We start from the raw sequence: 19,007 nt of genomic DNA, 5'->3' as shown, positions 1-19,007 counted from the left end.
GCGTCCCGGAGCCGCCGCAGGGGCCTCACGGCAGGACGGCGAAACCGTCCAGCTCGACGAGCGCCTGTTCGTCCCACAGGCGTACGACCTCCACGACCGCCATCGCCGGATAGTCCCGCCCGGCCAGCTCGCGCCAGATGCCGCCCAGCCGGCGGGCGTGGGTGCGGTAGGCGGCGACGTCGGTGGCGTAGACGGTGACGCGGGCGAGGTCGGCGGGGGTGCCGCCGGCGGCGCGCAGGGCGGTGAGGAGGTTGATGAGCGCCCGCTCGAACTGCTCGGGGAGGGTGGCGCCGGTGACCTTGCCGTCGGGGTCGAGGGCGGTCTGGCCGGCCAGGAACACCACCCGGGTGCCGGCGGCGACGACGGCGTGGGAGAAGCCCGTGGGCGGGGACAGGTCGGGCGGGTTGATGCGCTCGGTGGTCACCGGGCCTCCCTCTCGCGCTGCTGCGCGTACAGCTCCTTGGCGATGATGCCCCGCTGGACCTCGCTGGCGCCCTCGTAGATCCGGGGGGCGCGCACCTCGCGGTAGAGGTGTTCGAGCAGATGGCCGCGGCGCAGCGCGCGGGCGCCGTGCAGTTGGACGGCGGTGTCGACGACGTACTGCGCGGTCTCGGTGGCCAGCAGCTTGGCCATCGCGGCACGTCCGGGGACGCCGGGGGCGCCTTGGTCGTGGGCCGTCGCCGCCGCGTAGACCATCAGCCGGGCCGCCTCGGTGCGCAGCGCCATCTCGGCGACCTGGTGGGAGACGGCCTGCAGGTCGCCGAGGTGCCCGCCGAAGGCCTCGCGGTGGGCGGTGTGCGCGAGTGTCGCGTCGAGCGCGGCCTGGGCCATGCCGACGGCGAAGGCGCCGACGCTGGGCCGGAAGAGGTTGAGGGTGCCCATGGCGACGGCGAACCCGCGGTCCACCTCCCCGAGCACGTCGTCCTCCGTGACCGGGACGCCGTCGAAGTCGAGGGTGCCGATGGGGTGCGGCGACAGCATCTCCAGCGGCCTGCCGGTCAGCCCCGGCCGACCGGCGGGAACCAGGAAGGCGGTCACCCCACGGGCGCCGGCACCGGGCGTGGTCCGAGCGAAGACGGTGTAGAGATCGGCCTCGGGCGCATTGGAGATCCAGCACTTCTCCCCCGTGAGCCGCCAATGCCGGGGACCACGCGCCCCACCGCTTCCCCCTGCCCCGACCGGGCCGGGGCGGCGCCCTGCGTCCTCCGGATCCGCACCCGGGTCCGGGTCCGCGCGGAGGGTCAGGGCCGCCGCGTCCGAGCCCGCTCCCGGCTCGCTCAGGGCGAAGGCCGCGACCGCCGTGCCGGCCGTGACGCCGGGGAGCCAGTGGGCTCGCTGGGCGGGGGTGCCGTGCGCGTGGATCGGGTGGGCGCCCAGGCCCTGCAGGGCCAGAGCGGTCTCGGCCTCGGTGCACACCTGGGCCAGCGATTCCCGCATCAGGCACAGCTCCAGCGCGCCCGAGGTGAACAGGCGGTCCAGCAGGCCCAGTTGGCCCAGCTCGGCCAGAAGGGGGCGGTTGACGCGGCCCGGCTCGCCCTTGTCGGCCGCCGGGCGCAGCCGTTCGGCGGCCAGCCGGCGCAGCTCGGCGCACCAGGCGGTCTGTTCCGGTTCGAGCGAGAATGCGGGCACGGCCGGTCCTCCCTCCGGGGCGGCTCCCGATGGCCCTCCCCGTCACCCTCCGACGTTATCGCGCACAGTTGACTGCCGTCACCAACACGATACGCTCGATCCACGAGCGCACCAGGACGCCCGTCTCGACGCCTGTCACGGCATAGGGGGCGAACCGCCATGCACGTCTCGGCCCACGTCGACACCTTCGCGCGCGACCACCTCCCGCCGCCGGACGAGTGGCCCGAGCTGCGCTTCGACCTGCCGGAGCTGCACTACCCCGAACGGCTGAACTGCGCCGCCGAACTCCTCGGCCACGCCGACCCCGGCCGCCCTGCCTTCCGCACTCCGGACGGTGGCGTCTGGACCTACGGCGAGCTGCGCGCCCGTGTCGACCGCATCGCCCATGTCCTCACCGGAGCCCTGGGCGTCGTACCCGGCAACCGTGTCCTGCTGCGCGGCCCCACCACCCCGTGGCTGGCCGCCTGCTGGCTGGCCGTGCTGAAGGCGGGTGCGGTCGCCGTCACGGTGCTGGCCCAGCAGCGCCCGCACGAGCTGGCCACCCTGTGCGGGATCGCCCGGGTCCGGCACGCGCTGTGCGACATCCGGTCGGTGGACGACCTGGCGAAGGCCGAGATACCGGACCTGGCCATCACCACCTACGGCGGCGACGGCCCCGACGACCTGCTGCGCCGCCCGGCGCCCGACGCCCCGTACCCCGCCGTCGCCACCGCCGCCGACGACGTCGCCCTGATCGCGTTCACCTCCGGCACCACGGGCCGCCCGAAGGGCTGCATGCACTTCCACCGGGACGTGCTGGCCATCGCCGACACCTTCTCCCGCCATGTGCTGCGCCCGCGCCCCGACGACGTGTTCGCGGGCAGCCCCCCGCTCGGCTTCACCTTCGGCCTCGGCGGACTGGTGGTCTTCCCGATGCGGGCGGGAGCCAGCGCCCTGCTCCTGGAACAGGCGGGCCCGCGGCAGTTGTTGCCCGCGATCGCCGAGCACCGGGTCTCGGTGCTGTTCACCGCGCCGACCGCCTACCGGGCGATGCTCGACGCCCTCGACGGGCACGACGTCTCCTCCCTCAGACGCTGTGTGTCGGCCGGCGAGAACCTGCCCGCCGCCACCTGGCGGGCCTGGTACGAGCGCACCGGGCTGCGCGTCATCAACGGCATCGGCGCCACCGAGCTGCTGCACATCTTCATCTCCGCCGCCGACGAGCACATCAGACCCGGCACCACCGGCGTCCCGGTGCCGGGCTGGCAGGCGCGCGTCCAGGACGCGAACGGCGAGCCGGTGCCCGACGGCGAGCCCGGCCTGCTCGCGGTGCGCGGCCCGGTCGGCTGCCGCTACCTCGCCGACCCCCGCCAGCGCGCGTACGTGCGGGGCGGCTGGAACGTCACCGGCGACACCTACGTCCGCGAGAGCGACGGCTACTTCCGCTATGTGGCCCGCGCCGACGACATGATCATCTCCGCCGGCTACAACATCGCCGGACCCGAGGTGGAGGACGCCCTGCTGCGCCACCCCGACGTGGTGGAGACGGCGGTCGTCGGCCGCCCCGACGAGGCGCGCGGCCAGGTGGTGGTGGCGTACACGGTCCTCAGGGACGGGGCCGCCCGCGACCCGGAGGCGCTGCGCGTCTTCCTCACCGCCGAACTCGCCCCGTACAAGTGCCCCCGCGAGTTCGTCTTCCTCGACGCACTCCCCCGCACGGCCACCGGCAAGCTGCAGCGGTTCCGGCTGCGCACCGCGGGTGACCGGCAGTGACGCCGACGACCTAAAATGATCAACGTGTCCGAGCAGCACGCCCCCAGGTCCCTCATCGTCACGCTCTACGGCGCGTACGGCCGCTTCGTGCCCGGTCCGGTGCCCGTCGCCGAGCTGATCCGGCTCCTGGCCGCGGTCGGCGTGGACGCACCCTCCGTACGCTCCTCGGTGTCCCGGCTCAAACGCCGCGGACTGCTGCTGCCGGCCCGCACCCGGTCCGGCGCGGCCGGGTACGAACTGTCCGCCGAGGCACGTCAGTTGCTGGACGACGGCGACCGACGCATCTACGCCACGACACCGCCCGGCGACGAGGGCTGGGTGCTGGCGGTGTTCTCCGTGCCCGAGTCGGAGCGGCAGAAGCGGCACGTGCTGCGCTCCAGGCTGGCCGGCCTGGGCTTCGGCACGGCGGCGCCCGGGGTGTGGATCGCCCCGGCCAGGCTGCACGAGGAGACCCGGCACACCCTGCACCGCCTGGGCCTCGACCCGTACGTGGACTTCTTCCGCGGCGAGCACCTCGGCTTCGCGCCCACCGCCGAGGCCGTCTCCCGCTGGTGGGACCTCACCGCGATCGCCAAGGAGCACGAGCGCTTCCTGGACGCCCACGCCCCCGTCCTGCACGCCTGGGAGCAACGCGCGGACACCCCGCCCGAGGAGGCCTACCGGGACTACCTCCTCGCCCTGGACACCTGGCGCCACCTCCCCTACACCGACCCCGGCCTGCCCGCCCGCCTGCTTCCCGCCGACTGGCCCGGCGTCCGGTCGGCGCGGGTCTTCCAGGGGCTGCACGAGCGGCTGCGGGACGCGGGGGCGGAGTTCGTCGGCGCCGCGCAGTGACGGGGCCGGCGGGGTGACGGGGCCGGTGGGTCACACGCAGCAGCGGCAGTACAGACTCGCGCCGGCCGCCTTCGCGCGCCGGGCCAGGCCGACGAAGAGACGGACAGCGGCCTGCGCGTCCAGGAAGTCGGCGAACCGGACCTCCTCGATGTCGTACCACTGGAGCGCGAGCATGGGCACCGCCTCCTCCTCCACCCCGGCGAGCGTGTCCCGCCAGCCGTCGGGCAGTTCCTGCAGCACCAGCCCGGTGTCCCAGGGGGAGGCGACCCCCGACGGCGCCGGACGGCCGTAGGGCCAGGCGACCGGGTCGGGCCAGACCATCTCGGGCTCGGCGACGCTGCCGAACGGGATGCCCTGGGCGAAGCCGACCAGCTTGCCGAGGACGACGTTGGGGTCCATGTTCTTGGCGTCGAACCAGTCCGCCCCGGCCTCGTCCAGCGAGCGCCCGTTCATCCGGTCGCCGTCCGGTCCGATCGCCCGGTCGACCGCCGTGGCGCGGTCGGCCGCGTGGAAGTAGTCGTACAGCACACCCATGGAGATCTCCGTCCGCCTGCCCTGCGAACCGCAGTACACCAGACGGAACCGGCCAGCGGTCAACGGCCGAGCGTCAGGCGCGGCTTGGGGGCGTCCGTGCGTCCGGTGCGGGGGCGGCGGCTGCCCGCCCGGTACGGCGCGGGCCACCCGGCGCCGGGCCCTTCGTAACCCTGCTCGGCGGCCGCGTGCAGGGTCCAGTTCGGGTCGTACAGGTGTGGCCGGGCCAGCGCGCACAGGTCCGTACGGCCGGCCAGGATCAGCGAGTTGACGTCGTCCCAGGAGGAGATCGCGCCGACCGCGATCACCGGGACGCGGGCCTCGTGCCGGATGCGGTCGGCGAACGGCGTCTGGTACGACCGTCCGTACTCCGGCCGCTCCTCGGCCACCACCTGTCCGGTGGACACGTCGATGGCGTCGGCGCCGTGCGCGGCGAAGGCCCGTGCGATCGCGACCGCGTCCTCGGCGGTGGTCCCGCCCTCGGCCCAGTCGGTGGCGGAGACGCGCACGGTCATGGGCCGCTCGGCCGGCCACACCGCGCGTACGGCGTCGAAGACCTCCAGCGGGAACCGCAGCCGCTTCTCCAGCGAGCCGCCGTAGGCGTCGGTGCGCCGGTTGGTGAGCGGGGAGAGGAAGCCGGAGAGCAGGTAGCCGTGCGCGCAGTGCAGTTCGAGCAGGTCGAAGCCGGCCCGCGCGGCCCGCCAGGCCGATGCGGTGAACTGTTCACGGATGTCGGTCAGTTGGGCGCGGGTGAGCTGCCGCGGAAGCTGGCTGTCCGGCTTGTACGGCAGCGGGGAGGCGGCCACGAGCGGCCAGTTGCCCTCGGGCAGCGGCTCGTCCATGCCCTCCCACATGAGCTTCGTGGAGCCCTTGCGGCCGGAGTGCCCGAGCTGGACGCCGATCGCGGTGCCGGGGGCCTGCGCGTGCACGAAGTCGGTGATGCGCCGCCACGCCTCGGCCTGGCGGCCGGTGTAGAGGCCGGTGCAGCCCGGGGTGATCCGGCCCTCCGCGCTCACGCACACCATCTCGGTCATCACCAGGCCCGCTCCGCCGAGGGCGCGGGCGCCGAGGTGGACGAGGTGGAAGTCGCCGGGGACGCCGTCGACCGCGGAGTACATGTCCATCGGGGAGACGACGACCCGGTTGCGCAGGGTCAGGCCGCGCAGCCGGAACGGGGTGAACATCGGCGGCGTACCCGGCGGGCAGCCGAACTCGCGCTCCACGGCCTCGGTGAACCGGGCGTCCCGCAGCCGGAGGTTGTCGTGCGTGACGCGGCGGCTGCGGGTGAGCAGGTTGAAGGCGAACTGCCGGGGCGGCTGGTCGAGATACAGGCCCAGGTTCTCGAACCACTCCAGGCTCGCCCGCGCGGCCCGCTGCGTGGAGGCGACGACCGGCCGCCGCTCCTCCTCGTACGCCGCCAACGCCGTGCGGATGTCCGGCTGTTCCTCCAGGCAGGCGGCGAGTGCCAGGGCGTCCTCGACGGCGAGCTTGGTGCCGGAGCCGATGGAGAAGTGCGCGGTGTGGGCCGCGTCGCCGAGGAGGACGACGTTGCCGTGCGACCAGTGCTCGTTGACCACCGTACGGAAGCCGGTCCAGGCGGAGTTGTTGGAGCGCAGCGGACGGCCGCGGAGCGCCTCGGCGAAGATCTTGGCGCAGCGGTCGACGGACTCCTGGGGGCCCTGCTCGTCGAAGCCCGCCGCCCGCCAGACCTCCTCGCGCATCTCGACGATGACGGTCGACGCGTCGGATGCGTAGGGGTAGCCGTGCAGCTGCATCACGCCGTGCTCGGTCTCGGCGATCTCGAAGCGGAAGGCGTCGAAGGGGAAGTCGGTCGCCAGCCAGATGTAGCGGCAGCGGTGTTCGGCGATGCGGGGCCGGAAGGCCTCGGCGTGTGCCGCCCGTGTGGTGCTGTGCACCCCGTCGGCGGCGATGACCAGGTCGTAACCGGCGCGGAGCCGGCCGGCGTCGGGTGCCTCCGTGCGGAACCGGATGTCCACCCCGAGGGAGCGGCAGCGCTCGTGCAGGATCTGCAGCAGCCGGCGGCGGCCGAGCGCGGCGAATCCATGGCCGCCGGAGCGGTGTCGTACGCCGCGGTGCACGACGTCGATGTCGTCCCACCGCACGAACTCCTGCTGGAGTGCCCGGTAGACCACCGGGTCGGCGTGTTCGATACCGCCGAGTGTCTCGTCGGACAGGACGACCCCGAAGCCGAAGGTGTCGTCGGGGGCGTTGCGCTCCCAGAGGGTGATCTCCCGGGCCGGGTCGAGGCGCTTGAGCAGTGCCGCGGCGTACAGGCCGCCGGGGCCACCGCCGATCACGGCGACCTTCATGTCACCGCCCCCGCCACTTCGGGGCGCGCTTCTCCGTGAAGGCCGCGTGGAACTCCGCGTAGTCCTCGCCGTTCATCAGCAGGGCCTGGGTGGAGGCGTCCAGCTCGACGGCTGCCGCCAGGGGCATGTCCAGCTCGGCGGTGAGCAGGGCCTTCGTCTGGGCGTACGCCAGGGCCGGCCCGTCGGCGAGGCGGCGGGCCAGGGTGAGGGCGGCCTCGTCGGTGTGGCCCTCCTGGGTCAGCTCGCTGATCAGGCCGATCCGCTCGGCCTCGGGGGCCCGGACCGGTTCGCCCAGCATCAGCAGGCGGGTGGCGTGGCCGAGGCCGACGACGCGGGGCAGGAGGTAGGCCGCCCCCATGTCGCCGCCGGAGAGGCCGACGCGGGTGAAGAGGAAGGCGAAGCGGGCCGAGGGGTCGGCCACCCGGAAGTCGGCGGCCAGGGCGAGAACGGCGCCCGCACCCGCGGCCACGCCGTGCACGGCGGCGATCACCGGGAAGGGGCATTCCCTGATCGCCCGTACCACCTGGCCGGTCATCCGGTTGAAGTCGAGCAGCCCGGCGGTGTCCATGGACAGGGTGGCGCCGATGATCTCGTCCACGTCGCCGCCCGAGCAGAAGCCGCGCCCCTCGCCGGCCAGCACCAGGGCGCGCACGGACCGCTCCCGGGACAGCTCGGCGAGCAGGTCGCGCAGGTCGGCGTAGGCGCCGAAGGTGAGGGCGTTGAGCTTCTCGGGGCGGGCGAGGGTGACGGTGGCGACGCCGTCGGTGAGCCGGACCCGCAGGTGCTCCCAGTCGGAGGTGCGGGCGGCGGAGCCGGTGAAGGGACTCATGACGTGCGGCCTCCTAGGGGGCGGTGCCTCACGTTGCGCTGTACCAGGAAGCTATCACTTGTTTGTGACTGCCGTCACGACCACGCGACAACGTGCGCCGGGACGGCCGAGTCCCGTCACGGGCGTCACCGGACGTCCACAGCGGCGTAACAGTGGGCACGGCCGGGCGAGGCGGGGCGTTGGCGCGGGTAAGCACGCCGGTACCGGGCCGGAAGGCCTGGTACCGGGGCCCTGGGGCCCCGGGCGGTGCCCGACGACGGCCCCCCGTGGCCGGGCCCGTACCCTTTTCTACAGTCGAAAGCAGGACAGCCTGCTCCATGAACGGACTCGCCTTGCACGAACGCCCCACCGAATCGGCCTCCTGGCGCATCGCGCTGCCGCACACCACCGCGGCCGTGCCCGTGGCCCGTGCCCTGGTCCGGACGGCTCTGGCCGAGGTGGAGCATCCGGCCGACAGTGACACGGCCGAGCTGCTGACGGCGGAGCTGGTGGCCAACGCGGTGGAGCACACCGCCGGGCGCGGCCCGATAGAGCTGGTGGTGGAGCTGCTGCCGTCCGGCTGCCAGGTCGAGGTGCACGACCCGGACCCGGCGCCGCCCGGCCATCTGACCCGGCCGGTGATCGAGGAGCCCGACCCCTGGCAGGAGGGAGGGCGCGGACTGCTGCTGATCCGGACCCTCAGCTCCTCCTGCGGTCACCGCCCCACCCCGTCGGGCAAGGCGGTGTGGTTCAGACTGCCTGCAATTCCGGCTCAGCGGCGTCCGCTGTGACCTCGGGGGCGGTCCGGGCCAGCGTGGAGTGCCGGCGGCCGTAGGCGACGTAGACCAGCAGGCCCACCACGAGGAACACCGCGAACTGGATCCAGGTCCGCGGGCCGGTCTCGTACATCAGGTACAGGCAGAAGGCGACGCCGAGCAGCGGGCCCACGGGGTACAGCGGCGCGCGGAAGCTGCGGGTGAGGCCCGGTTCGCGGCGGCGCAGGGCGATCACCGCGATGTTGACGACGGCCATGATCGCGAGCGTGCCGATGGTGCACAGGTTCATCACCGCGTCGAGGGAGGCGAAGGCCGCCGGGACCGCGAAGACGACCGCGACGATCAGCGTGCCGGCCACCGGGGTGGAGGTGCGCGGCGAGACCTTCTCGAAGACGCGCGGGATCAATCCGTCCCGGGACATCGACATCAGGATGCGGGTCTGGCCGTACATCACCGCGAGCACGACCGAGGCGATCGCGACGACCGCGCCGAAGGCGATCACTCCGCCGCCGACGGTGGAGCCGGTGACCGCGTTGACGACGTAGGAGAGGGCCGCGGGGCGGCCGGCGACCTGCCTGCCGCCGATGGCACCGATCGCGGCCAGCGCGACCGCGCAGTACAGCAGGGTGACCAGGCCCATGCAGACCATGATCGCGACGGGGATGTCCCGGCGGGGGTTCTTCGCCTCCTCGCCGGCGGTGGTGATCGCGTCGAAGCCGATGTACGAGAAGAACGCGGCCGTGGTGCCCGCGCCGATGCCGCCGAGGCCGGCCGGGGAGAACGGGGTGAGGTTGCCGTGCCGGAAGGCGCTGAAGCCGATGGCGCAGAAGGCCAGCAGGATGACCAGCTTCACGGCGGCCATGGCGGCCGTCGCCCGGGCACTCTCCCGCACCCCGCGCACCAGCAGCACACTGGCCAGGGCGATGACGATCACGGCGGGCAGGTTGACGATCCCGCCGTCGCCGGGGCCCGCCGACAGCGCGGCCGGGAACTGGTGGCCGGTGAGGCTGTGCAGCAGTTCGTTGACGTACTGGCTCCAGCCGACGGCGACGGCCGAGATGGACACGCCGTACTCCAGCAGCAGGCACCAGCCGACCAGGAAGGCGGTGGATTCGCCGAGGCCGGCGTAGGCGAAGGAGTACGAGGAGCCGGAGACGGGGATCGCGCCGCCCAGCTCGGCGAAGGACAGGGCGGTGAAGATGCAGGTGACGGCCGCGAGGACGAAGGAGACGACGACGGCCGGGCCGGCCTGGGCGACGGAGTCGGAGAGGCCGACGAAGATGCCGGTGCCGACGATGGCGCCGACGCCGAAGCAGATGAGCTGGAAGAGGCCCATCGTGCGCCGGAGGCCGTGGCCTGCGCGGTCCGCGCCGGATTCGGCGACGAGCAGGTGGGGGGACTTGATGCGGGGAGCGGGCATGCGGGTGGTGCTCGATTCTGGTGGTGCGGGCGACCGTGATGGGGTCGCGGCGGCGGCACCGGAAGGGGTGGCTCCGGGCCGCCGGTCAGGATAAGGCCCGTCAGGCGAGTGTGGCGACCAGCACGGCCTTGATGGTGTGCAGGCGGTTCTCGGCCTCGTCGAAGACGACGGAGTGGGCGGACTCGAAGACCTCGTCCGTGACCTCCAGCGAGGTCAGGCCGTGGCTCTCGAAGATCTCCTGCCCGACCTTCGTGCCGAGGTCGTGGAAGGCGGGCAGGCAGTGCAGGAACTTCACGTCCGGGTTGCCGGTGGCCCGCAGGACGTCCATGGTCACGGCGTACGGCGCGAGCGCCTTGATCCGGTCGTCCCAGACCTCCTTCGGCTCGCCCATGGACACCCAGACGTCGGTGGCGACGAAGTCGGCGCCCGCGACGCCCTCGGCGAGGTCCTCGGTGAGGGTGATCCGGGCCCCGCTGGAGGCGGCGAGCTCCTGGGCGCGGTCCACGACCTCCTGGGCGGGCCAGTAGGACTTCGGGGCGGCGATCCGGACGTCCATGCCGAGCAGGGCGCCGGTGACGAGGTAGGAGTTGCCCATGTTGAAGCGGGCGTCGCCCAGGTAGGCGAAGGTGATCTCCTTCAGCGGCTTGCCGCTGTGCTCGGTCATGGTGAGCACGTCGGCGAGCATCTGGGTGGGGTGCCAGTCGTCGGTGAGGCCGTTGTAGACCGGCACGCCCGCGTGCGCGGCCAGCTCCTCGACCTTGGCCTGGCTGTCGCCCCGGTACTCGATGCCGTCGAACATCCGGCCGAGGACGCGGGCGGTGTCCTTCACGGACTCCTTGTGCCCGATCTGCGAGCCGGAGGGGTCGAGGTAGGTGGTGTGGGCGCCCTGGTCGGCGGCGGCGACCTCGAACGCGCAGCGGGTGCGCGTCGAGGTCTTCTCGAAGACCAGCGCGATGGTGCGTCCGTGCAGGTACTGCGTCTCGGTCCCGGCCTTCTTGGCGGCCTTCAGTTCGGCGGCCAGCTCGACCAGGCCGCGGAACTCCTCCTCGGTGAAGTCCAGCTCCTTGAGGAAGTGGCGGCCGGCGAGGGCGGTCGGGACTGTCGCCATGGGGGCGCTCCAGGGGTACGGGTGCACGGACTATGGAATTCTATACGACCTTCCACATTTCTATACAGCTCCGGGGAGTCCGCTCGGTCACACCGCGTCCCGCTCGACGGGACAGCTCATGCACCGCGGGCCGCCCCGGCCCCGGCCCAGCTCGCTGCCCGGGATCTCGATCACCTCGATACCCTGCTTGCGCAGATGCGTGTTGGTGGTGGAGTTGCGCTCGTAGGCGACGACGACTCCGGGCTCGACGGCGAGCACGTTGCAGCCGTCGTCCCACTGCTCGCGCTCGGCCGCGTGGACGTCCTGCGTGGCGGTCAGCACCCGGATCTCCCCGAGGCCGAGCGCGGCGGCGATCGCGCGGTGCATGTGCTCCGGCGGATGGTCGGTGACCTTCAGCTCCCGCTCGCCGACCCCCGGCTCGATGGTGTACGAGCGGAGCATGCCGAGCCCGGCGTACTGGGTGAAGGTGTCGCCGTCGACCATGGTCATCACCGTGTCGAGATGCATGAAGGCGCGCCGCTTGGGCATGTCGAGCGCCACGATGGTGCGCGCGGAGCCCGCCGCGAACAGCTTGTGGGCCAGCATCTCCACGGCCTGCGGGGTGGTGCGCTCGCTCATCCCGATGAGCACGGCGCCGTTGCCGATCACCAGCACGTCGCCGCCCTCGATGGTGGAGGGATGGTCGGCCTGCCCGCGGGACCAGACGCGGAACGTTTCGTCACGGAACACCGGGTGGTGCCGGTAGATCGCCTCGAAGTGCACCGTCTCCCGCTGCCGGGCGGGCAGCCGCATGGCGTTGATGGCGACGCCGTCGTAGATCCAGGCCGAGGTGTCACGGGTGAAGAGGTGGTTGGGCAGGGGCCGCAGCAGGAAGTCGTCCAGGTCCATCACATGGAACCGCACGGACGTCGGCTCCGCGTGCGCCTCGAGGAACTCCCGTTTGGTCATCCCGCCGACCAGCGCCTCGGCCAGCTCGCGCGCCGGCATGTCCTCGAAGGCCGCACGCAGATGGTCGGTGGCGAGGGGGCCGTACTCCTTCTCGTCGAAGACCCGGTCGAGGACCAGGGAGCGGGCCTCGGGGATCTCGAGGGTCTCGGTCAGCAGGTCGCCGAAGAGGTGGACGGCGACCCCGCGGTCGCGCAGGACGTCGGCGAACCCGTCGTGCTCGGCGCGCGCCCGGCGCACCCACAGCACGTCGTCGAAGAGGAGGGCGTCCTTGTTGCTGGGGGTGAGCCTTTTGAGCTCGAGGTCGGGCCGGTGCAGGATCACCCGGCGCAGCCGCCCGGCCTCGGAGTCGACGTGGTATGCCATGCCTCCATCCTGGCCGGAGCCGCCCGTCTTCACGCCCTTCTCGGCCGTTTCCGACGGTTCCTGTTTTCATCCCGGTGACGAGAACACAGGGGCGCCCCCGGTCAGATCGCCGTGCAGGGGACCGGCCAGCGGTTCAGGCGTGGCGGCAGGGCGACCGCGCGGCCTGCCTCCACGCGCACCAGCCGCTCGGCGGTGAGCAGGCGGACGGCCTCCCGCTGGACGGGGGTCAGGGCGCCGAGGGGGGTCGGCTCGGCGAGGAGGTCGAACGTGGCGAGGAGGTCGGGGTGGTCGAGGGTGAGCCGGACCGCCGTGCCGGGCTCCCTGCGGTCCATGACGGTGACGAATCCGGGACCGCGCCGGTGGTAGAGGACGCCGTCGGCCCCGTCCGGCAGGCGTTCCGGCTCGCCCCGGGTGGGCAGCGCGACGTATGTGGCGCCGTCGCGGAACAGCAGCCCCAGCGTCTGGGTGTGCCGTACCCACGCGCCCAGGGAACCGGCCGTCGTCGCGTGGCCGTCGGCGGTGAGCAGCCGGTGCAGGGCCGGCACCGTACGGCCGTCCTCCAGGAGGCGCAGGGCCGCCGCCCGCCAGCCGGTGAAGCGGTGGGTGGTCCGGGGCCAGCCGTGCCGGCGGTCGTGCACCAGCAGCGCCTCCCCCGCCTCCTCGAACAGCAGCCGGGACTTTGCGTGCCCGGCCCGCCACGCGGCGACGGCGTCCCGCAGCCGCTGCTCCGCGGCGCCCCCGATCCCCGCGTCGTCGGTGTCGAACAGGTACACCAGGTCGGCGAGTTCGCCCTCGGGCAGGTCGTAGACGTGCTGGTACATCTCGGCCGGGCTGCGCTTGGCGAAGCCCAGGCCCGGGTCGGTGAAGTGCGGGCTGAAGCGCTCCAGCTGGATGCGGTGGGCGCCGCTCGGCGGCTGGAGGTGGACGAGCGCGGGGAGCTGCTCGACGACGGGCGCGTAGTCCTGCGCCGTCTCGCCGGGGAAGCCGTAGAGGAGGTTCCAGGAGCAGGTCAGCGCGTGGTTCTCGCACTCGCGGAGCGTACGGACGTTACGGGCGCCGGTGACCCCCTTGTCCATGAGGTCCAGCACCCGGCTGCCCAGGCTCTCGATGCCGGGCTGGATGTGGACGGCGCCGGCGTCGGCGAGCAGCCGGAGCTGAGCGGAGGTGAGGTTGGACTTGACCTCGTAGTGCAGCCTGAGGTCCCAGCCGCTGGCGGCGGCGCGGGGCAGGAAGTCACGGAAGTAGGCCATGTCGAGGATGTTGTCGACGGTGACCACGTCGAGCAGCCGGTGCCGGCGGACCAGCCGGTCGACCTCCGCCCACAGCCGCTCCCCCGGCTTGGCCCGGAACGCCATGGCCGAGCCGTTGAGCCCGCAGAAGGTGCAGTGGTGCTTCTCGCCCCACCAGCAGCCCCGGGCGCCCTCGACCACCAGCTTCGGGTGGACGAACTCCCGCACCGGGGAGGCGTCCAGCGCCGCCTGCCACTGGTCGTAGTCGGGCGAGGGAATGTCGGCGGGGGCCACCGTCCGCCGGGTCTCGGTGTTGGCCCGCGACACCGGGCCGTCCCACCAGCACAGGCCGGGCACGTCCACCGGCGGGGTGCCCGCCTCCAGGTGCCGCAGCAGCGCCGGGAAGGCGTGCTCGGCCTCGCCGCGCACCACGTGGTCGACGAAGGGGTGGTTGCGGTGCAGGGCGTGGCCCATGGGCCCGTCGCAGTTGCTGCCGCCGAAGACCACCGTCAGCCCCGGCCTGCGCGCCTTGAGTTCGCGGGCGAGGGCGAGGGAGGAGACGTTCTGCATGAACGTGCTGGTGAACCCGACGACGTCCGGCTCGGCCGCCAGGATCTCCCCGGCGCACGCGGCGACGAACCCGGCGGCGTGGGGGCGCATGGCGACGGCGGTGTCGATGGGGACGTCCCGGTCCGCCGCGTAGGCGCGCAGCCGGGCCAGGCCCCAGCCGGGGTCGTCGTACAGGACGCCGGAGAAGACCCAGTCGCCGAGGCCGTGGAAGATCGCGTCGCTGCCGACCGCCACGTAGTCCCCCGGCCGGAGCCGGCCCCCGGAGCGCTCCAGCAGGTACTCCGCCCAGCGCAGGGAGCCGTGGAACTCGGTCACCTCGGCGCCGGGGCAGGCCGTGTGCACCAGCCGGTTCAGCAGGCCCAGTTGCAGGGACGGCAGGTCGATCGGCTGCCAGGGCATCGTGACCAGGTGAACGCGCATGCTCAGCGGGTCGGCCGCTTCTCCAGGATGGCCGGCCGGCGGCTGGTGCTGCGGTCCTCGCGGACCACGATCTTCTTGATCTCCATGTCCCGGCTCCCCTCAGGCCCGTGCGAACGCCCTTGCGCCGCACAGCCGTCCACCATATGGACGGATGTGTGTGCGACACAAGGGCGTTCTGTGACGGCCCGTCACTCTACAGACGCGGGTCGACCGGCTCCGACTCCAGGGCGAGCACCCCGAACACCGCTTCGTGGACCCGCCACAGCGGCTCCCCGTCCGCGAGCCGGTCCAGGGCCTCCAGGCCGAGGGCGTACTCGCGCAGCGCCAGCGACCGCTTGTGGTTGAGGAACCGCCGGCGCAGCTGGTCGAGGTTGTCCGGGCGGGTGTACTCGGGGCCGTAGATGATCCGCAGGTACTCGCGGCCGCGGCACTTGATGCCGGGCTGCACCAGCCGCCCCTGCTCGGAGCGGACCAGCGCGCCGAGCGGCTTGACGACCATGCCCTCGCCGCCCCGGCCGGTCATCTCCAGCCACCAGTCGACACCGGCCCGGACCGACTCGGGGTCGGCGGTGTCGACGTACAGCCGCCGGGTGGTCTGCAGCAGCCCGGTGCCGTCGTGCTCCACCATCCGGTCCAGCAGGGCCAGTTGCTCGTCGTGCGGCAGCGCGGCGAGGCTGCGGCCCTGGACGGCCAGGATCTGGAAGGGCGCCAGGCGGACCCCGTCCAGGCCGTCGGTCGTCCAGCAGTAGCGGCGGTAGGCACCGGTGAACGCGGCCGCGTCGGCGGCGCGTGCACGCTGCCGGTCCAGCAGATCGCCCAGGTCGGTGCCGCGGGCCGCCGCCGACTCCAGCGCGGCGAGCGCGGCCGGGAACACCGCACCGGACGCGGCGCCCACCGCCGCGTACTGGGTGCGCAGCAGACCCGAGGCCTTCAGCGACCACGGCATCAGCTCGGCGTCCAGCAGCAGCCAGTCGGTGGCGAGTTCCTCCCACAGACCGGCCGCCCCGACGGCCTCCCGCAGCCGGCCGAGAATCTCCTCGGTGACCCGCTCGTCGTCGAAGAACGGCCGGCCGGTACGGGTGTACAGCGCTCCGGTCGGCCCCTCGACGCCGAAGCGCCGCCGCGCCGCCTCCGCGTCCCGGCACACCAGTGCCACGGCCCGCGAGCCCATGTGCTTCTCCTCGCACACGACCCGCGCGACCCCGTCGGCCGCGTACTGCGCGAACGCCTCCGCCGGGTGCTCGAGATAGCCCTCCATCTGCGAGGTCGCCGTCGGCGCCATGGTCGGCGGCAGATACGGCAGCAGGCGCGGGTCGACGGCGAAGCGGCTCATGACCTCCAGGGCCGCCGCCGCGTTCTCCTCGCGGACGGAGACGCGTCCGGCGTGCCGGGTCTCGACGACCCTGCGTCCGTGCACGTCGGCGAGGTCCAGCGGCCGGCCGTCCTGCCCGCCGGGGGCCTCGGTGCGCAGCGGCTTCGCCGGCTCGTACCAGACCCGCTCGGCCGGTACGTCGACCAGCTCGCGCTCCGGCCAGCGCAGCGCCGTCAGCTTGCCGCCGAAGACCGCGCCGGTGTCCAGGCAGATGGTGTTGTTCAGCCAGGTGGCCTCCGGCACCGGGGTGTGGCCGTAGACGACCGCGGCCCGGCCCCGGTAGTCCTCCGCCCACGGGTAGCGCACCGGCAGCCCGAACTCGTCGGTCTCGCCGGTGGTGTCGCCGTACAGGGCGTGCGAGCGGACCCGGCCCGAGGTGCGGCCGTGGTACTTCTCCGGCAGACCGGCGTGGCAGACGACCAGCTTGCCGCCGTCGAGGACGTAGTGGCTGACCAGCCCGTCCAGGAACGTGCGGACCTCGGCCCGGAACTCCTCGCTCTCGCCCTCCATCTGCGCGATGGTCTCGGCGAGGCCGTGGGTGTGCTGGACGTTGCGTCCCCGGAGGTAACGGCCGTACTTGTTCTCGTGGTTGCCCGGCACGCACAGCGCGTTGCCCGACTTCACCATCGACATCACCCGGCGCAGCACGCCGGGGCTGTCCGGACCGCGGTCGACGAGGTCGCCGACGAAGACGGCCGTACGGCCCTCCGGGTGGACGCCGTCGGTGTAGCCCAGCTTGCCGAGCAGGGCCTCCAGTTCCCTCGCGCAGCCGTGGATGTCACCGATGATGTCGAACGGGCCGGTGAGGTGGGTCAGGTCGTTGAAGCGCTTCTCGGTGACGACGGTGGCGTGCTCGACCTCCTCGACGCCGCGCAGCACATGCACCTTGCGGAAGCCCTCGCGCTCCAGGTGGCGCAGGGAGCGCCGCAGTTCGCGGGTGTGCCGCTGGATGACCCGGCGGGGCATGGCGGCGCGGTCGACGCGGGCCGCGTTGCGCTCGGCGCACACCTCCTCGGGCACGTCCAGCACGATCGCGATGGGCAGCACGTCGTGCTTGCGGGCCAGTTCGATCAGCTGCCGCCGGGAGTCCTGCTGCACGCTGGTGGCGTCCACGACGGTGCGGCGGCCGGCGGCCAGCCGCTTGCCGGCGATGTAGTGCAGGACGTCGAAGGCGTCCGTGGTGGCGCTCTGGTCGTTCTCGTCGTCGGAGACGAGTCCGCGGCAGAAGTCGGACGAGATCACCTCGGTCGGCCTGAAGTGCCGGCGGGCGAAGGTGGACTTGCCGGAGCCGGAGGCGCCGACGAGGACGACGAGGGAGAGGTCGGTGACGGGGAGGACCCGTCCCGTGCGTGTCTCGGTCATGCTGCCTTCGCCTCCTTCTCGGTGTTCGGACCGGCCGTCTTCGGGCCGGCCGGGTGGATGTGGAACACGGCCATCTGGGTGGGCGGCCCGACCTCCGGGTCGTCCGGTCCGACCGGGGTGAACGTGACGTCGTAGCCGTGCCGTTCGGCGACCGCCGCGGCCCAGGTGCGGAACTCCTCGCGGGTCCACTCGAAGCGGTGGTCGCCGTGCCGGACGTGTCCGGCGGGCAGGGACTCCCAGCGGACGTTGTACTCGACGTTCGGGGTGGTCACGAGGACCGTGCGCGGGCGGGCGTGGCCGAACACGGCGTACTCCAGGGCGGGCAGCCGGGGCAGGTCCAGGTGCTCGACGACCTCGCTGAGCACGGCGGCGTCATAGCCCTTGAGTCGCTTGTCGGTGTAGGCGAGCGAACCCTGGAGGAGCCGCACACGGTCGGCCTGCCGCTCGCCCATGCGGTCCAGCTTGAGCCGGCGCGCGGCGATGGTGAGGGCCCGCACGGACACGTCGACGCCGACGATCTCGGTGAACCGCACGTCCTTGAGCAGTGCCTGCACGAGCTGGCCCTGCCCGCAGCCGAGGTCGAGGACCCGGGCGGCGCCGGACTCCCGCAGGGCGGCGAGGATCGCGTCCCGCCGCTGCTCCGCGAGCGGAGTCGGCTTCTCCTCCGCCTCCGTCTCCTCCCCGACCGCGTTGTCGATCTCCTCGACCTCGCTGTCGTCGGCCTCGGCCAGACGCACCAGCTCCAGGCGCTCCATCGCCTGCCGGGTCAGCGACCAGCGGCGGGAGAGGTAGCGGCTGGTGATCAGCTTCTGCTCCGGGTGCCCGGCCAGCCAGCCCTCGCCGGCGCGCAGCAGCTTGTCGACCTCGTCGGAGGAGACCCAGTAGTGCTTGGCGTCGTCGAGGACCGGGAGCAGGACGTACAGGTGGCGCAGCGCCTCGGCGAGGGTCAGCGTCTCGGACTCCAGCACCAGCCGCACGTACCGGGACTCGCCCCACTCGGGGAACTCGCTGTCGAGCGCGACCGGCTCGGCGGTCACCGCCCAGCCGAGCGGCTCGAAGAGCTTTCGTACGAGGTCCGCGCCGCCCCGGGCGGGGAGCGCGGGCACCTCGATGCGCAGCGGCAGCGGCGCGGCCGCCCGCTCCGGGCGGGCGTTGCACACACCGCGCAGGGCGCTGGAGAACACGGCGCTCAGCGCGACCGCGAGCAGCGAGGAGGCCGCGTAGGGGCGGTCGTTGACATACTGCGCGAGCGCCGCGTCGGCCGCCCCGCCACGGCCCTTGCCCCTGCCCCGGCGCACCAGCGCCAGCGGATCGACCTCCAGCAGCAGTGCGGCCGTGCAGCGCTCGGCGTCCGCCTCGGGATAGAAGACGTGCGCGACGCCGTAGGAGGTCGAGAACACTTGCGCCTTCTCGGGATGCTTGTGCAGCAGATACCCGAGGTCGGTGGCGGGAAGGGCGGCGGTGCCGCGCGTGGAAATCGTCAGGAACACACGTCCGAGTCTCCCGGCGAAACGGCCCGATGACCACCGGTTTTACGACTTCGGACGCGTTGTGG

Annotated in this window: 14 protein-coding genes; 3 read left to right on the top strand and 11 right to left on the bottom strand. The window is 73.0% G+C overall.

Annotated features, from left to right (window positions below; genetic code table 11):
• Window positions 1-25: 25 nt before the first annotated feature.
• The gene (locus ACZ404_RS11710) at window positions 26-424 is read right to left on the bottom strand and encodes a RidA family protein (RefSeq protein WP_468438535.1); all 399 of its coding nucleotides are present in this window, start codon (window positions 422-424) and stop codon (window positions 26-28) included.
• Window positions 421-1,629 carry an acyl-CoA dehydrogenase family protein gene (locus tag ACZ404_RS11705; RefSeq protein ID WP_468438533.1) on the bottom strand — a complete coding sequence of 403 codons (1,209 nt, stop codon included), beginning with the start codon at window positions 1,627-1,629 and terminating at the stop codon, window positions 421-423. The genes ACZ404_RS11710 and ACZ404_RS11705 overlap by 4 nt, the downstream gene beginning before the upstream one ends.
• 72 nt (window positions 1,630-1,701) lie before the next feature.
• Here ACZ404_RS11705 and ACZ404_RS11700 point away from each other — a divergent pair, with 72 nt between their 5' ends.
• Window positions 1,702-3,381, top strand: a complete 1,680-nt coding sequence (locus tag ACZ404_RS11700) for an AMP-binding protein (RefSeq protein ID WP_468438988.1) — start codon at window positions 1,702-1,704, stop codon at window positions 3,379-3,381.
• A gap of 15 nt (window positions 3,382-3,396) precedes the next feature.
• Entirely contained in the window at window positions 3,397-4,215 is an 819-nt protein-coding gene (locus ACZ404_RS11695; protein WP_468438530.1) for a PaaX family transcriptional regulator, read from the top strand.
• Window positions 4,216-4,245: 30 nt separating this feature from the next.
• Here ACZ404_RS11695 and ACZ404_RS11690 read toward each other — a convergent pair whose 3' ends face one another.
• From ACZ404_RS11690 to ACZ404_RS11680, 3 genes are read right to left on the bottom strand one after another with little or no spacing between them, the layout of a single operon-like run.
• Window positions 4,246-4,812, bottom strand: coding sequence for a hypothetical protein (locus tag ACZ404_RS11690; RefSeq protein ID WP_468438528.1), 567 nt, complete (start codon window positions 4,810-4,812; stop codon window positions 4,246-4,248).
• Entirely contained in the window at window positions 4,809-7,076 is a 2,268-nt protein-coding gene (locus ACZ404_RS11685; RefSeq protein ID WP_468438526.1) for a bifunctional salicylyl-CoA 5-hydroxylase/oxidoreductase, read from the bottom strand. The genes ACZ404_RS11690 and ACZ404_RS11685 overlap by 4 nt, the downstream gene beginning before the upstream one ends.
• 1 nt (window position 7,077) lies before the next feature.
• Complete coding sequence (locus ACZ404_RS11680) at window positions 7,078-7,905, bottom strand: enoyl-CoA hydratase family protein (RefSeq protein ID WP_468438524.1); 828 nt, start codon at window positions 7,903-7,905, stop codon at window positions 7,078-7,080.
• 317 nt (window positions 7,906-8,222) lie between these two features.
• Between ACZ404_RS11680 and ACZ404_RS11675 the strand changes: the two genes are divergently transcribed.
• The gene (locus ACZ404_RS11675; RefSeq protein ID WP_468438522.1) at window positions 8,223-8,675 is read left to right on the top strand and encodes an ATP-binding protein; all 453 of its coding nucleotides are present in this window, start codon (window positions 8,223-8,225) and stop codon (window positions 8,673-8,675) included.
• Here the strand turns inward: ACZ404_RS11675 and ACZ404_RS11670 are convergent.
• From ACZ404_RS11670 to ACZ404_RS11645, 6 genes are all read right to left on the bottom strand, one after another.
• Window positions 8,635-10,080, bottom strand: a complete 1,446-nt coding sequence (locus ACZ404_RS11670; RefSeq protein WP_468438520.1) for an amino acid permease — start codon at window positions 10,078-10,080, stop codon at window positions 8,635-8,637. The two genes, ACZ404_RS11675 and ACZ404_RS11670, sit on opposite strands and share 41 nt — an antisense overlap.
• Window positions 10,081-10,180: 100 nt before the next feature.
• Window positions 10,181-11,188 carry an ornithine carbamoyltransferase gene (gene argF, locus ACZ404_RS11665; protein ID WP_468438518.1) on the bottom strand — a complete coding sequence of 336 codons (1,008 nt, stop codon included), beginning with the start codon at window positions 11,186-11,188 and terminating at the stop codon, window positions 10,181-10,183.
• A gap of 87 nt (window positions 11,189-11,275) precedes the next feature.
• Complete coding sequence (locus ACZ404_RS11660) at window positions 11,276-12,499, bottom strand: arginine deiminase (protein ID WP_468438517.1); 1,224 nt, start codon at window positions 12,497-12,499, stop codon at window positions 11,276-11,278.
• Between the two features lie 101 nt (window positions 12,500-12,600).
• Window positions 12,601-14,718 carry a RiPP maturation radical SAM C-methyltransferase gene (locus ACZ404_RS11655; RefSeq protein ID WP_468438515.1) on the bottom strand — a complete coding sequence of 706 codons (2,118 nt, stop codon included), beginning with the start codon at window positions 14,716-14,718 and terminating at the stop codon, window positions 12,601-12,603.
• 193 nt (window positions 14,719-14,911) lie between these two features.
• Entirely contained in the window at window positions 14,912-17,452 is a 2,541-nt protein-coding gene (locus tag ACZ404_RS11650) for a polynucleotide kinase-phosphatase (protein ID WP_468438513.1), read from the bottom strand.
• Entirely contained in the window at window positions 17,449-18,942 is a 1,494-nt protein-coding gene (locus tag ACZ404_RS11645; RefSeq protein ID WP_468438511.1) for a 3' terminal RNA ribose 2'-O-methyltransferase Hen1, read from the bottom strand. The genes ACZ404_RS11650 and ACZ404_RS11645 overlap by 4 nt, the downstream gene beginning before the upstream one ends.
• Between the last annotated feature and the right edge of the window lie 65 nt (window positions 18,943-19,007).

The sequence above is a fragment of the Streptomyces sp. NPDC030798 genome (genome assembly GCF_055572275.1).
This window is presented reverse-complemented; position numbering and strand designations above follow the sequence as displayed.

What these genes read in the sequence shown, in the direction of transcription:
- ACZ404_RS11695 (WP_468438530.1), top strand. Translation starts at nt 3,397, where the DNA reads ATGATCAACGTGTCCGAGCAGCACGCCCCCAGGTCCCTCATCGTCACG.
- ACZ404_RS11685 (WP_468438526.1), bottom strand. Translation starts at nt 7,076, where the DNA reads ATGAAGGTCGCCGTGATCGGCGGTGGCCCCGGCGGCCTGTACGCCGCG.
- ACZ404_RS11680 (WP_468438524.1), bottom strand. Translation starts at nt 7,905, where the DNA reads ATGAGTCCCTTCACCGGCTCCGCCGCCCGCACCTCCGACTGGGAGCAC.
- ACZ404_RS11675 (WP_468438522.1), top strand. Translation starts at nt 8,223, where the DNA reads ATGAACGGACTCGCCTTGCACGAACGCCCCACCGAATCGGCCTCCTGG.
- ACZ404_RS11670 (WP_468438520.1), bottom strand. Translation starts at nt 10,080, where the DNA reads ATGCCCGCTCCCCGCATCAAGTCCCCCCACCTGCTCGTCGCCGAATCC.
- argF (WP_468438518.1), bottom strand. Translation starts at nt 11,188, where the DNA reads ATGGCGACAGTCCCGACCGCCCTCGCCGGCCGCCACTTCCTCAAGGAG.
- ACZ404_RS11660 (WP_468438517.1), bottom strand. Translation starts at nt 12,499, where the DNA reads ATGGCATACCACGTCGACTCCGAGGCCGGGCGGCTGCGCCGGGTGATC.
- ACZ404_RS11655 (WP_468438515.1), bottom strand. Translation starts at nt 14,718, where the DNA reads ATGCGCGTTCACCTGGTCACGATGCCCTGGCAGCCGATCGACCTGCCG.
- ACZ404_RS11650 (WP_468438513.1), bottom strand. Translation starts at nt 17,452, where the DNA reads ATGACCGAGACACGCACGGGACGGGTCCTCCCCGTCACCGACCTCTCC.